General features: G+C 41.5%; 5 protein-coding genes and 1 pseudogene. 3 read left to right on the top strand and 3 right to left on the bottom strand.

All coding sequences use genetic code 11. From position 1 onward, the window contains the following. Positions 1 to 91: 91 nt before the first annotated feature. Positions 92 to 838: a hypothetical protein gene (locus ACN9MR_RS01915; RefSeq protein WP_426327994.1), complete on the bottom strand. Its 747-nt coding sequence runs from the start codon at positions 836 to 838 to the stop codon at positions 92 to 94. Between the two features lie 684 nt (positions 839 to 1522). Here ACN9MR_RS01915 and ACN9MR_RS01910 point away from each other — a divergent pair. The 3 genes and pseudogenes from ACN9MR_RS01910 to ACN9MR_RS01900 form a co-directional block, all read left to right on the top strand. Next, positions 1523 to 1609 (top strand): annotated as a pseudogene (locus ACN9MR_RS01910) (YegP family protein); the annotation flags it as partial. 297 nt (positions 1610 to 1906) lie between these two features. Further along, positions 1907 to 3274, top strand: coding sequence for an alpha-L-fucosidase (locus ACN9MR_RS01905; RefSeq protein ID WP_426327993.1), 1368 nt, complete (start codon positions 1907 to 1909; stop codon positions 3272 to 3274). A gap of 205 nt (positions 3275 to 3479) precedes the next feature. Beyond that, complete coding sequence (locus ACN9MR_RS01900; protein ID WP_426327992.1) at positions 3480 to 4469, top strand: glycoside hydrolase family 43 protein; 990 nt, start codon at positions 3480 to 3482, stop codon at positions 4467 to 4469. Between the two features lie 389 nt (positions 4470 to 4858). Here ACN9MR_RS01900 and ACN9MR_RS01895 read toward each other — a convergent pair whose 3' ends face one another. Further along, the gene (locus ACN9MR_RS01895) at positions 4859 to 5113 is read right to left on the bottom strand and encodes a hypothetical protein (RefSeq protein ID WP_426327991.1); all 255 of its coding nucleotides are present in this window, start codon (positions 5111 to 5113) and stop codon (positions 4859 to 4861) included. Positions 5114 to 5298: 185 nt separating this feature from the next. Further along, complete coding sequence (locus ACN9MR_RS01890; protein ID WP_426327990.1) at positions 5299 to 12711, bottom strand: LamG-like jellyroll fold domain-containing protein; 7413 nt, start codon at positions 12709 to 12711, stop codon at positions 5299 to 5301. Between the last annotated feature and the right edge of the window lie 1641 nt (positions 12712 to 14352).

Genomic DNA, 14352 nt, shown 5'->3' with positions numbered 1-14352 from the left:
TTTCTTTAGCAAAGATCTGATGGTAATAGGCAGATACAATGACCAGTGCATTGCGCTGGTCATGTCTAAAATATATACTGGATACTGTTTTCTATTCGATGCTTACAATTTTAAACAATTGCTGGTCCGGATAAATAAAAGTTCCTTTAGATGGAATATCTCCCGCCTTTTCAACAAAGTAATTCCTGGCGGTTTCTACCGGAATGTCCTTTTCGCCATGGCTGAAGTATTTAGCAATGATTTTGGCGTAAGTTATCTTGTGATCGCATCTAAGCAATAGTCTACCCGACGGCAACTTTAGATTACGCATTTGTTGCAGGAGATCTACCAAAGTTGGCAGATGTTCATCTTCAATACTAATTTTTTGTTTTACTTCGTATTGGGTCAACTCGGCGACCTGTTGCTTTAATTTACCTATCTCATTAAGATGCTTTTGAATAATCAGGTCTTTTTCTTCAATCACAAGCGCCGCCGGTCTAGCGTTCCATTTATCAATTCCATTTAGAAATTCTTGAAATTGTTTTAATTTCCCAATTCTAATTAAATTTTGCTCGTGGTCACTGCTATGAGGATTCTTGTTCCGAAAGTGTTTGATTCTGGTTTCTATGAGTTCCCACAACTCTTTGAAAAATTCTTCTTCAGCGGCAATGTTATTTTCTAATGTATGTTTGAGGTGGTAAGCGTAGTATTCTCCATACTTTTCGATCTCTAATCTATAGAATTTTAATAGAAAGTGGCTATCGGCATTTCGTCTCCACGGACCGAAAAGATTGCCGATGTCGTAAATATGAGGGAAAAAGTCAAACAGTTTACGTGCTTTAAAAAAATCAGCTTTCATACATATTATTAATAAAGTAATTGCTAAGGCTTTAGATAAATTTAAATTAAAAAAATCACATATACGAGTTTTGCTACTGACAAAGGCTTTTTGTTTGCTTCACATTCAGCGTTAATAATCACTAGTATTAAAATGATAAATTCTCAATCACTAATTTTATCAATGCTGCAAAATGCGTAATCTCCTATTAAAATTGGATGTTATCTAGGGTCTGCTAAAAAAAACATAACATATTTTTTTTCATTTATTTATGTTGGTTTTCACTAATATTAGCTCAAGATTTTTCATAGGATATGCTCAAAAAGCATGCGTTAGATTTTTTGCTATAAATTTTTGACCAATAAGCACAACGGATTACTGTTAATTTTTTGGTATATATGGCTTATTTTTCTTTTAAAAGACACTACTTTAATAAAAATTTGAAAACCTTGAGTTTTCAGCAGCCCCTATCTACACCGTTAAATGATAGTAGTAAAAAAAGAGGTGAGTTTTCGGCACTAAAACCATAGAGGAGTATTCAAAATAACTGATTTCTAAATAATTACACCGCTAGGTTCGACACCCTTTCGCTCCCGATGGTCAAATACAAAAAAGCCCCTCAATCCTGAAAGCGCTAGTTTAGATAAAAAGTGCAGCCCTACAGGGGATTAAACTTGTAATAACAAAACGACAAATGGGGCGTTTCAATTTAGGCTTCTTGCACCAAATGGCCAGACGATATTAGTAAGTAAAGGTTACGCTTTTTTAAGCAGTTGCGAAAATGGGATATAGTCGGTGAAGTTACTCTTCCAAAGGTCATTTTTTATTAAGTGAAATCTTTCTAAGATACCGTTTCTGCGGCATTTCACATTAATCTTTCCTTACCAGATAAGTGAATAAAAGGTCAAGCTTTTCCACTAACAGTTATGAATAAAATCTAATGGCCCCACATAGAAGAAATAGAGCTACCGTTACATGAACAGAGAACAATTGAAAAAGTCGGATTAATACATGAAATAGTCTATTAAAAACAAAAATATTGATAACCAATCCAATAAATTTGTTTTTGTATCATCATCCTAACCAATTATGTACCGTAGAAAACTTATCCAAAACCTTGCTGTTGGTATCAGCCTACTATTAACGACTTTATCAATAAATGCGATGGGTCGCCAAATGGGAGAAGACGAAAAAAAATCAATGCAAAAAGGGACCATTCACTCCAGCATAAAAAATGCATTTACAGGAGTTAAAGGTCCCGGATCAAATTTATCCCCCGAAAAGATGAAGTGGTGGGAAGATCAGAAGTTCGGTATGTTCATCCACTGGGGTTTATATGCCATCCCGGCAACAGGTGAATGGACAATGTTCAATCAAAAAATTCCATCAGATGTCTATGCCAGGCTAGCAGATCAATTCAATCCTAAGGCCTTCAGTGCTGATGCGTGGGCAAAAACGGCCAAAGAAGCTGGAATGAAGTACATGGTATTAACGGCCAGGCACCATGACGGGTTTTCATTATGGAACAGTGCTTCCAGTTACAATCATTTTAATAGCTGGGAAACCGCTGCACATCGCGATTTCGTTAAAGAATACACAGCGGCTTGCCGCAGGGCTGGCTTGCATGTCGGACTTTATTATTCTCCATTAGACTGGCGGTTTCCTGGATACTTTGATCCTAAGGGAAAGTCTGAGAATGCTGCTTTATTAAAAAAGCAAACATATGGACAGGTAGAAGAGCTGATGAAAAATTATGGAAAAATTGAAATTCTTTGGTATGACGGTGGTTGGCTTGCCCACAAAGGAAATGATGCAGATGCCGCCTGGTTTTGGGAGCCTTTGAAACTAAACGCCATGGTGAGAAGTTATAATGCAGACGTTGTTATCAATCCAAGGTCCGGAATGGAAGGAGATTTTCAAACGGACGAAGGAGACGCCCCGGTAAAAGGTCCGATCATATCCTATCCTTGGGAAAAATGCCTTAACCTAAACAGAACAAGCTGGGGGTATAATAAGGCTCAAAACCTGATGCCCACGAAGCTAATTGTCGATTATCTTGTGAATACCGTTGATCGCGGAGGCAACATGTTGTTAAACGTTGGTCCAGATGCCGATGGCGTTATCCCACCTTCACATGTAGAACGTTTGAAAGAAGTAGGCCAATGGCTATTTAAAAATGGTGATGGAATTTATGGAACCCGTCCAGGGCCGTTTGAGCCTGTTGATGATTATTATGGCTCGACACACAAAGGGAAAAAGATTTTTATCCATGTGCTAAAAATGCCCGAAGAAGCTACAGAAATCAAACTTCCCAAAAACGAAAAGACCATTATTTCATGTATAGTACTCGGAGGGGCAAAACTGAAATTTTTGCAGGATCAAAATGGTATTAAGATTGCGCTGAATGCGAAACAGCTTGACCCTATTGTAACTACCTTGGTGCTAGAAACAAAGTAACCCATTTGAACTGATATACAGAATTAAATAATGGCTGGACAGCTTGACTTTAACATAATGCTCTCCGCTTGACCAAAGAGCATTATGTTGCTGAAGTAAATGAATTGACCTCTTTCTACAACGGCATTTAATACTATAATTGGATCTTTCTTAAATAGCGTTAACATTAATCATAATTGTTCTAACCCCCATTAACTTTTATCACATGCAAAATTTATTATTTGCCTTAATATTGCTCTTACAGCCTCTTTTTTCTTTTGGTCAATCTGATCAGATAAAAGTACCCCAAACATTTAATGATACAAGTGGGAAACCCATTAATGCCCATGGCGGTGGCATTTTATACCATAAAGGCATATATTACTGGTATGGAGAGGTAAAAAACGGAAAAACATCTAGGGTACCCGGATCTAACTGGGAAAACTATAGGGTTAATGCTGGGGGTGTTTCCTGTTATTCATCAAAAGACCTTAAGCGCTGGAAATTTGAGGGCGTTGTACTTCCAGCCAATAAAACAGATAAAACCAGTGACCTACACATTTCTAAAGTAATTGAAAGGCCTAAAGTAATTTATAACCAAAAAAACAAACAGTTTGTCATGTGGATGCATATCGACAGTGAGGATTATGCTTACGCAAGATCGGGGGTAGCAGTAAGCAATTCGCCAACTGGTTTGTTCAAATATCTAGGTAGTGAACGTCCGAATGGCAATATGGCCCGTGATATGACTATATTCGTAGATAGCGATGACAAGGCCTATCACTTTTATTCTTCAGAAGGCAATGCCACTATGCACATTGCGCTTTTAACAGACGATTATTTGAAACATACCACAACCGAAAAAAGGATTCTTATTGGCTTAGGCAGAGAAGCGCCTGCTATTTTTAAATATCAGCAGAAATATTATTTGATCACATCAGCCTGTACAGGCTGGTCTCCTAATGAGGCGAATTATGCTGTTGCAAACGACATACTCGGTGAGTGGAAAGCCTACGGAAACCCTTGTTTGGGTAAAGATGCTGATAAAACCTATTATGGCCAGAGCACTTTTGTACTTCCTGTTGCCGGAAAAGCCAACAAATTTATTTTTATGGCAGACCTATGGAACAAACTGGATCTTGAAAAATCAAAATATTTATGGCTGCCATTAAGTGTAAACGCATCGGGCATACCCCAAATCAAACCCTTAAACTAAGTTTTAGCGATCACACGCAGGTGCAGTAGAAATACATGGGATTCGTTTATATCAACACCTATCATTAGTGAGCTATTTTCAAAAAACACTTGTTACTTTTTAACATAGACAATATTAATACTCATGTACTAGTTCACGAATGATTTATTTCAAACTATCATAACTTGTAACATAATAATACAAAAAGAGTTTCCTAGTCAGTTTTAATTGTTAACGTTAATCCTTATATCAATTAAACCGATAAAAAATGCATCGTAAGGCATTTTGATAAGCTGCCGCAGCATCCTGACAGGCCAGAATGTAATTTTCTCCTCTACCACTTGCCGCTCTTCCACGTACAATGGTATCAACTGGCCGCGGCACGTAGGTGGCTGCAGAGCGTCCATTGGCTACAAGCTTATTCCAGCAAGCCAGGGTTGTGCCCCTGCATTTACCTTAGTTGTCATTCGGGTAAAATCAGCAGCAGAGTGGAGCATCCCTGGATACACAACAGTAGTTACCCGCCCAAGGGCAGCGGCGGCCATCTGTTTTCCGGTCACCAGACTGGTGCCCAAATTTGCCGGATCGTCTGCAGCGATAGGCTTGCTGCATCCGCAAAAGATGGTTAAAGCGCAAAGCATAAATTGATTCATTTTTGTTTTCATAGTTTATGTATAAAATTGGTTAAGCTAATTAGTCATATAACAACAGATTTATGCTAGAACAAAACCGTAAAGAAGATTCATTACCATATTTAATTAACTCCAATATGGTATTCGTCTCTAACGGGTGCTACGCTTTTTAAAGGCAAAAGGTTGCTTAAACAACCTTTTGCCTTAGTGATATTTTTTTATTTGTCCACTATCAATCTAATTGGTGTCAGTTTATTGAGGTATACGAAATAAACGCCTAAACGGTAATTTCCTGATAAGCCTACCTGCAGTTCACGGTCGGCAGCACGATAGTTGCCGCTCTGCATTACCCTACCAACAACGTCCCTAACAGTTACCGTAATATTTTGATCCCTGAGATCCGTGGTAAGCCTTACTTTGAAAGACTGGTCTTTAACCGGATTCGGATAAATGATATTGCTGGTTGATAACTCCTGGGCTAAAGGCTCTGTCTGGATGATACCTGTATGGGAGACTGTACCTGAAAGATTGCCAGGTTGGCCGAAACCAGATGTAGGTTCTGTTCCGTATACGAGCTGCCCCTTGTAATAAACAGTGATGTGTGCATTGGAATCCATTGCTGCCTTCGGTAAATACGAATGATCATTCGATTCGTTAAAGGCTGACCAGTTGTTTTTATTGATGCGGAACTGGATATTTCCGGTACCGCTTAAAGGATAAAGTTTTCCTGCTGACTGATCGACCGATAATTCCAGGTGGGTGTCGGCACCGGCCAGTGAAGGACCAAGCTCGGTAAACTGTGCTTTAATCTTGTTATTCCCCAGTTTGGCATAATCTACTGTCATGTTCAATCCAGCTGTTCCTTCTTTGCTAAACCAATAACGGGCGGTCAGGTCGCTATAATCAAGGGTACTATTGCCTACATTTTTAATGGCAATAAAAGCACTTATGGTATTGCTGTTTGCAGTCAAGTTTTGATTCTGATAAAGCACATTCAGTTTGGTTAAAGCCTGTACCGGAGCTGGTTCTGCTCCAAATATCAATTTACCATTGCGGTAAAGGGTAACGTGATTATTTACACCGTAACTACCTGTATTGGCCTGGTAAGAATAATCATCAGTTTCTGAAAGATCAGACCAGTCCTGATTTGCAAACCTGGTTCGGATTACTCCACTATTACTGTTTCCATTTAACTTTCCTCCAGATAGAAAGCTATATTCCATATAACCCAGGGCACCTGAAGCAGGATCTGGCAATTGTACATATTTCATCTTCACGTTGCTGTTTCCCATCTGGGCATAGTCAACCCAGGTATTGATCCCGGCATAATTTTCCGCGGTAAACCAGTAACGCATGGTAAGCTCACTGTAGTTGATCCCGATCGAATCCTGGTTTACCAAGCTGAAATTTGGCCTGATCACATTGTTGGTAAGCTGGCCACCATCCCCATCCATTGATTGGATCTGGATGCTAAAAGGAACTACATTAAAGATCTGAGTCATATTGGCTGCAGCATAGGTTCCGTTTCCTACCTGTTGCGCAGTGATAACGGAGGTTCCATTACCCACTACCTGCAGTTTATCATTTACGATCTTTGCAACCGTGGTGTCTGAACTCGAATAGCTAACCGGCAAATTAGAACTTGGTGTTGCATTTAGTGTCACATCAGCATCTCCGAGTCTTTTGGCAGGTAAGCCGGCAAAACTAATGGTTTGTGCAATTTTATTTACAGTTAAAGTCTGGCTTACAGGTGTTGCGGCTGTATATTTTGCATTTCCTTCCTGAATGGCGGTAATGGTTGTAATCCCCGCTCCCTTAATCTGTATTACATTATTGGCAACCTTTGCCACAGTGGTATCTGAACTAGTGTAACTGATCGGTAAGCCCGAACTGGAAACTGCGCCAGCATTGAAGCTGGTATCGGTAACGGACTTATCTGGTAAAGCATTAAAGGTGATGGTTTGTACAACTTTATTAACAGTTAATACCTGGCTTACAGGCGCTGCAGCCGCATATGTTACACTGCCGGCCTGGGTGGCTGTAAGAGTGGTAACACCTGCTGCTTTGATCTGGATTATATTATTAGCAACTCTTGCAACTGTGGTGTCTGAGCTGGCATAACTGACTGCCAACCCTGAACTGGAAACCGCACCCGCGTTAAAGCTTGTATCGGTAACCGTCTTTTCTGGTAAAGCATTAAAGGTAATGGTTTGCGCAGTTTTTAAACTTTCGGCTATCTCAGCATCACTTAATGCCTTGCTATAGATCCTAAACTCATCAATTGAGCCTTTAAAAAGTGGATCATTAAACTGTGATTTACCCAGGTAATTCAGCGTAGTGCCCGTAGTAGTGCCTGAAGCGGTGAGCTGCGAAGGTTTAATGTTCAGGTTGGTATTGGTTGATACCAAAGCACCGTTGATATACAGCTTTGCAGTATTTCCTGACTCGGTTACTGCCAGATGTGTCCACGTATCTAAAGGAAAGGCATAATTGAAGCTTACGTTTAACTCTGTGCCCCCGTTTTTAATCGCATAACGTATGGTTGATAGTTTTACGCCATTTACGGTTGGCGTTCCCTGCTGAACGGTAAGGAACATATATTGTGTGCTGCCTGTACCAAAATCGAACATGCGCATCCAGGTAGACAGTGCATCCATCCTTACCCAGCTGGAGATGGTAAAATCGGATAATGTTTTTACAATTCCTGTTGGCAAGGTAGCATAAGAAGTACCTGTTCCGTCCAATTTAAGCGAAGTTCCATCTTTCCCCGCCGCCCTGGTTGCTGTTGCAGCCAATGTTCCGTGGGTAGCTCCCCAGCTGTCAACAGCGCGGGTGCCGCTAGCCTCATCGAACTTAAGGTAAACCAGCTGACCAGCAGCAGGTTTTGCGGTTACTGCTGCGCTGGGAGAACCCTCACCCAGACTATCTACTGCCGCAACTACATAATAATAAGTAGTTCCATTACTCACACTGGCATCGGTAAACTTATTGGTCATTACATTTGATAACGTTATATAAGGACCACCCGGTGTAGTTGAGCGTTTCACATTAAAGTTAAAACCCTGAATAGCATCCCATTCCACCACATTTTTCGCATCCCCCGAAGCAACAATAACGTTGCTGACCATATTGTTCTGTACCGTTAAGGTAATGTTCTGCGTTCCAGGGATACTGTCATTAACAGCGCCGATAAATAACGGGAATGTACCGTACTCAGTTGGGGTACCGGATATGATCCCGTTTGAGGCGTTTAGGCTTAAACCGGCAGGTAAGCCTGTTACTGTAAAATCGCTCAGTGCATTAGTGCTAATGGTATAGGTAAACGGCCTGCCCTTAACAGCAATGGGCTGGGTGTTATTGGTGATGGCAACCGACAATACTTTTGATTGCGGCATTGCAGGCCAGTAAACCGAATTCCCTGCCTGTAAAGCAGTAATGGCGGTTGTTCCGGTAGTCAGAACACGGACTTTATTATTTACAATTTTTGCAACCGTGGTATCTGAACTAATATAAGTTACCGGAAGTCCGGATGTAGTAGTAGCCGCAGGATCAAAATCTGCATCGCCCATAAGTTTAGGGGCAATGGCATTCATCGTGATCGACTGGCTGGTGAATGCCGAAGCAATCTCTGCTGCATTTAAGGCCCTATTATAAATCTTAAACTCATCAATTGAGCCCTTAAAAAGCGGATCATTGAACTGCGATTTACCCAGGTAATTCAGGGTAGTGCCGATAGTGGTACCGGAAGCCGTCAGCTGCGAAGGCTTAATCGTGATCCCGGTATTACTGGCTACCAAAGCGCCGTTGATATACAGGCTGGCCGTATTTCCGGATTGGGTAACGGCAAGATGCGTCCAGCCATTCACTTGCAAAGGATAGTTAAAACTAACGATCTGATCTGTTCCCCCATTTTTAATTCTATAGCTAATGGTCCTTGTAGTTACGCCATCTACTGTAGGCGTTCCCCCCTGAACAGTCAGGAACATATATTGTGTAACCGTTGTTGCACCAATGCCAAAATCAAATACGCGCATCCAGGTAGAAAGCGCATCCATCTTCACCCAGGTAGATACAGTGAAATCATTTAAAGTACTCACAATACCTGCCGGTAAGGTAGCATAGGCATTCCCCGAACCATCCAGTTTAAGGGCATTTCCGGATTTTCCGTTATCCCGGCTTGCCGAAGTTGCTAAAGTTGCATGTTTAGCTCCCCAACTATCAATGGCACGCCCGCTTGTCTCATCGAATTTGAGGTAAATAAGCTGACCAACATTAGGTGAAGCCGCAACCACAGGGCTGTAAGCCGAACTATCTGGCGAAGCAACGTGATAGTAATAGGTAGTTCCGTTATTCACACCAATACTATCGGTATATTTAGAGGTACTGATCGTAGCGAGTGTATTATAAGGACCAGCTGATGCCGTTGCACGTTTTACCACATACGTTTTATTCGGGATAGGATCCCAGTCCAGGATGTTTTTACCATCGCCCCCTGCCGCTTTGAGGTTTAATGGGATAGGTCCTACCGGCTCAAAACGGAAAGGAAAGCTATAAGGCGTAGGATCATTATCGCTTCCCCCTACAGTAAGTATTTTATTGCCGCTTTGATACCAGTAACCGTTTCCACCGTTTTGTGCCCGCTGAATGGCATATGAGGTTCCATCAAAGTAAAAATTCATTGAATTCCATACAAGTGAAAATGGCGTAACATTACGGCCAAATTGTGCACCCTCGCTCAGATAATTGCTAAAAGCTGCAGGGGGTGTACTCAAACAGGAAATTTTGTACCTGCCGTTGCTCTGCTTCCTGATATCCCAGATTTGAAGATATGGGTCGGTGCTTGCCACCTCAAATAAAGGAGTATTGGTCTCGTTCCTGGTAAATAAGGAATCGCTTGTTGTGGGTTTAATATAGTAATATCCATCTGCCAGTGTATTTAACTGGTAATACTTGGAGGCTAAGTACCGTTTCATCGCATTATCCAGTACGGTAACATAGTTGCTTATCTCGATGACTGTAGATTGTGTATTATATTGAGACTGGACATAGGTAATACTATCATTTAACTGCGCATTGGCTGTTACCGGAAATTTACCCGGTACATTGGTGGCACTCGTTGCTGTAGTATCGCGTAACTTGATGGCTTCTGCAAGTTTTTTCAGGTAAGCTGTTGACATTTCGGAAGCAGGAACCGGTTCTATTCTGTAGATCTGGTTAGGGTTATCAAGCCAATTGTAGATGCTCATAGAAACACCGTCTGAAGTGTTGGAACCAGGAACCTCCAGCGCTTTCCCACTCTGCTTTCCAATAATGTTGAACGTTGAATTTAGCCGGTCTTTGATCGTCCATACTTGCGCGGCATCACTTGCCGAATAGCTGCGCTGCTCTACAAGAGCGTTGTTGGTTACGGCATTGGAAACGACATCTATAGCCTTTCCGCTTAACAGGTTGATGATCTTATAATCGGTACCCGATACAGGTGTTATTTTCCAATGCTGGCTGCTTAAATTGGTATATGTTCTCTGTCCTATTAAGGCACCATCGGCTGTTGATCCATTTTTAACCTCTACTGCCTTATTGCTATGTGTAGCTATGATCCGGTATACCCCATTTAAAGCATCTGAACTTAATACCTGTGGAACCGGTGGCGCCTCCGGAGTAGCACCATCTCCCGGCGAATCGGCACTGGTGCCCGAAGTATTTACCGCACAAACCTTATAATAATAGGTCTGACCGTTCGATAAATTATTATCCAGGAACGTATTTCCGGAAAGGCCTGTGGCTATGGTAGAATAGGTCCCGTTCATAGAAGACGACCGTTTAAGCGTATAACTCACTGCGCCAAAGGAGGATAACCACCTTATCCGCATCTGCTGATCTCCGGGATAGGCATATACAGAAAGCGGTGTTTCGGGTGCAGTAAGCACTCCGCCCTGCCCGCCGGTAACACTCACATTGCTAAATGTAGCAATATTTAAGGCACCATTGGTATTGGAACAAACCGCCAGGCCAATGTAGGCGGTGCCGGTAAAGCCTGTATACCTGCCCTCGTGTGCCGCCGCCCAGCTTACCCCATCGGGCGAATAATAGGTGGCAATCATCTCCCCTACACGTTCAATTTTTACCCAATACGGAATGCCGGTTACAGGCCTGGATGATTTCTCATAATAGGAACCACCCCTTAGTTCTGACCATCCATGCATAAACGATTCGGCTTTCACCGCAGGAGTTATCCCTATCCAGGCCCTTTGCGCTGCATTTGGGGTCAGATCAGAACGGAGCATTAAGCCTGCACGCGCATTCGTGGCACCACCTCCGGTGGTTTCTACCTTCGCAATGATAGAACAGTTTCCGGTCACTTCCTTATAAACGAAGTGCAAAGCATCTGCCCCATGTGTCCACATATCACCACTCCCTTTTACCGTCCACACATTGTTATTGTAAGAACTGCTCCCGGCAGGAGAGGTGGCCCCGATATCAAGGGAGGTTAGCCCCCCCGTCCCTACTTTTGTTGGAACCGGAACCGTTTCGGTTTGCGGTGGTACAGTAGCCGTAGAATTGTCTGCCGACTTATAGAACCAGGTAATTACCGGGTCAAGACGCCTTGGCGTGGTATTAAGTAGCTTTGTCAGGTAAACCGAGCTTTGGTTTTTACGGATTACGTAGGCCCCGTGAGCTAAAGTAGTACCGAACCTTCCCTGGTCCCAGGGAGTTGTCACGTCATTTAAATAATAGGCATCAATAGTGCCATAAGGGATATATGGGGTGGGTAAACTTATATTTTTCCGGGCAAAATATTCGGCATTGGCCATAATCCGGTCTTCAAGCTCCGAATAAATGTCGATACCCTGTTTATAGAGTACTTCAGCAGTGAAGGCCAGGTTATTAAATGTCCCGTGGGCATGTCCCTGATCCCTTAAACTTTCTCCGTTCTGGCCACTGGGCAAAGTATTTTTAAGTCCGCAAGAGGCAATATATCTCGAAAGGTAGAGGATATGGGCCATTTTAGCAGGATCGTCAGAAAAGGCGGCGATTACCACACCTGCGGATAAGCTCAGGTTGCCTTTATTGGAAGGTCCTAAAGCATAACCGCCACAGCCCGAAGGTGGCCAGTAAACATTGTTAAATAGGTTTTTCACCGCGGCTGTGTTCGCCGCAGTCCAGCCGCTCCAAGTTCCGCGAAGAATAGAGGCAGCGCCACCGTAAGCATAAGCATAGTCGCCTAAGTCAAGGTTTCCCAGCTGGCCTCCAAACTCCGTTTGGGTAGTGGCCCAGGCAATTAAAATATCCCTGGCTTTCGCAGCATAGTCTTGATTTCCAGTAAAATACCACATCAACGATAAATTAAAGGCAGCCGTCATATCGTTTCTCCAACGATAAAGGTTTAAATCAGGACTGCGGGTAACCGTGGCAAAAGCCTGGTAAGTGTAGTTCAGCTGGGACTTACCATCGGCAGCCAGGATATCATAAGCCTGTTTCCAGGGATAATCCCCAGCTTGCACATGGGCTTTCAAGGTACTCAGATCGGAAGCAGATAACGGAATACCCGGGTGCACGAAGGTCTGGGATCGTGCAGTGAAGCAAACACTCAAAATGAATGAAAGCAGGATAAAAAAGTACTTGTTCATCATATTTAATGGTTTAGGTTATTAATTATTTAAGGGCTTGTAAAAAAAATTGAGGTAACACATAAGGCTTTTAACGGGTTCTTCGCTAAAAAAGGAGTGCCTGATCGGTTATAGCTGTTGGAAGGCGCCAAAGGCTCATCACCTTCCAGTATAGCTTCAGGAGGGTGGTCACAAACAGTAGGCTGAACATGATGCGTTTTAAATGAGACCATTTGTTAATTTATTCGGGCAAGTTTTTAGTTTTATGCGTTGGTGATGAGGCAAAGCAAGTTCATTTGTTAAATAGACAAATTAGCAAACTATACATACTCTTTTTACAAATTATACATGTATTATATATTTGTTAATCTATTGATTTAAACAAAGCCTTCCATAGGCTTTCCAAGTATTGGGCTTGGCAATGGCTAGCCAGTTTAAAATCTGAATCATAGTATCTATCGCCACACGGCTCATAAAGCCACATCCCGTGTAGAGATGAGCATACAATATCATTTAGGCATTCTATTGCGAAGTAGTTTAGTACCTTTGGGTTACCAAAAAACATTTAACGGACAAACCTACTGAGCGATGGTCGAAACTGGTAAAGCAGCATTGTCTCGCTGAGGTAACCATCAAATGTGTGTGTTATCAGATTATTTAACTTTAAACCAATGGTTAAAAGCTGTGGTATTTAAGATTGTAGAGGCTATTGTTATTTACGACCTTTGCAAAAACAGCATTGCGTTTATGAGAGGATCACAAAAACCGATGAATAGCGTAACATAGTTTCATAAGGTAGAGTTGAAATTGGTTAGATATTTGGTTAATTGGTTCAAACAAGTGAAATTTTTCGCTTATTTAACATAAGACAATATCTATGTTTTTCTATACTCTTTCCATGAGATTTTTTTTTAAAAAAAGAGAGGCCAGCCCAGAAGAACTTTTAATTTGAGCAGAATCGGTTATTTTTAAATAGGAACAATTCCGGCATTTCATTTTGCGTAGTAATTAATGTGAGTTTTGGGTATTAATTTCGTCATTGCGAACTGAAGAAGCGGTTTTGTGCCGAGCGAAGCACCCACGAAGCGAGCTTGAATACCATTTAAACAATAAGCTAAAAAAAACTTTTTTGATAATAAATTATATGATAGATTGCTTCGGCTCGCTCATATCCCGCCTCAGCAATGACGGAATATCATACAACAAGTTGATAACCTGAGTTCGATAATTAATATCAGTTTTTGGCAGCTTAAATTAGTTTTTTGATTTAAAGTAGTTGTCACCCTGAATTTATTTCACTGTTGTCCGGAGAAAATATTTTAATAATTTTTAACCGGACAGCCAACTTCAAAATAGTTATAGTATTTGAAGATTAAAATATTTTCTTCTCGAATATCGAAGCTATAAAGGCTTTAAAACTTAGAAACACTAATTATGTACTAATTTGCTCCGGACAGCCGGATTTAATTATGAATTTTGAAAACCATAAAAATAAGAGGGCTTTCCTTTTAAAAATGATAGAAAAGCAGCTTTTTCAGCTCTAATTGTAGGATTTTATTGTTAAGCTGGACTTTAACCGGACAACAATAAATTTATTTCAGGGTCTTTATTGCTAAAAAGATGTTGACCATGTAATAGCTACATGGCAATTGCAAACACTATTTA

Origin of the sequence: Pedobacter sp. R-06, from assembly GCF_049913135.1 — a bacterium.
Lineage (GTDB): Bacteria > Bacteroidota > Bacteroidia > Sphingobacteriales > Sphingobacteriaceae > Pedobacter.
Note: the sequence above shows the minus strand (reverse complement) of the source record. Positions and strands in the feature narration are given on the sequence as shown.

Coding starts and splice junctions, on each gene's coding strand:
- ACN9MR_RS01915 (WP_426327994.1), bottom strand. CDS start 838: ATGAAAGCTGATTTTTTTAAAGCACGTAAACTGTTTGACTTTTTCCCT.
- ACN9MR_RS01905 (WP_426327993.1), top strand. CDS start 1,907: ATGTACCGTAGAAAACTTATCCAAAACCTTGCTGTTGGTATCAGCCTA.
- ACN9MR_RS01900 (WP_426327992.1), top strand. CDS start 3,480: ATGCAAAATTTATTATTTGCCTTAATATTGCTCTTACAGCCTCTTTTT.
- ACN9MR_RS01895 (WP_426327991.1), bottom strand. CDS start 5,113: ATGAAAACAAAAATGAATCAATTTATGCTTTGCGCTTTAACCATCTTT.
- ACN9MR_RS01890 (WP_426327990.1), bottom strand. CDS start 12,711: ATGATGAACAAGTACTTTTTTATCCTGCTTTCATTCATTTTGAGTGTT.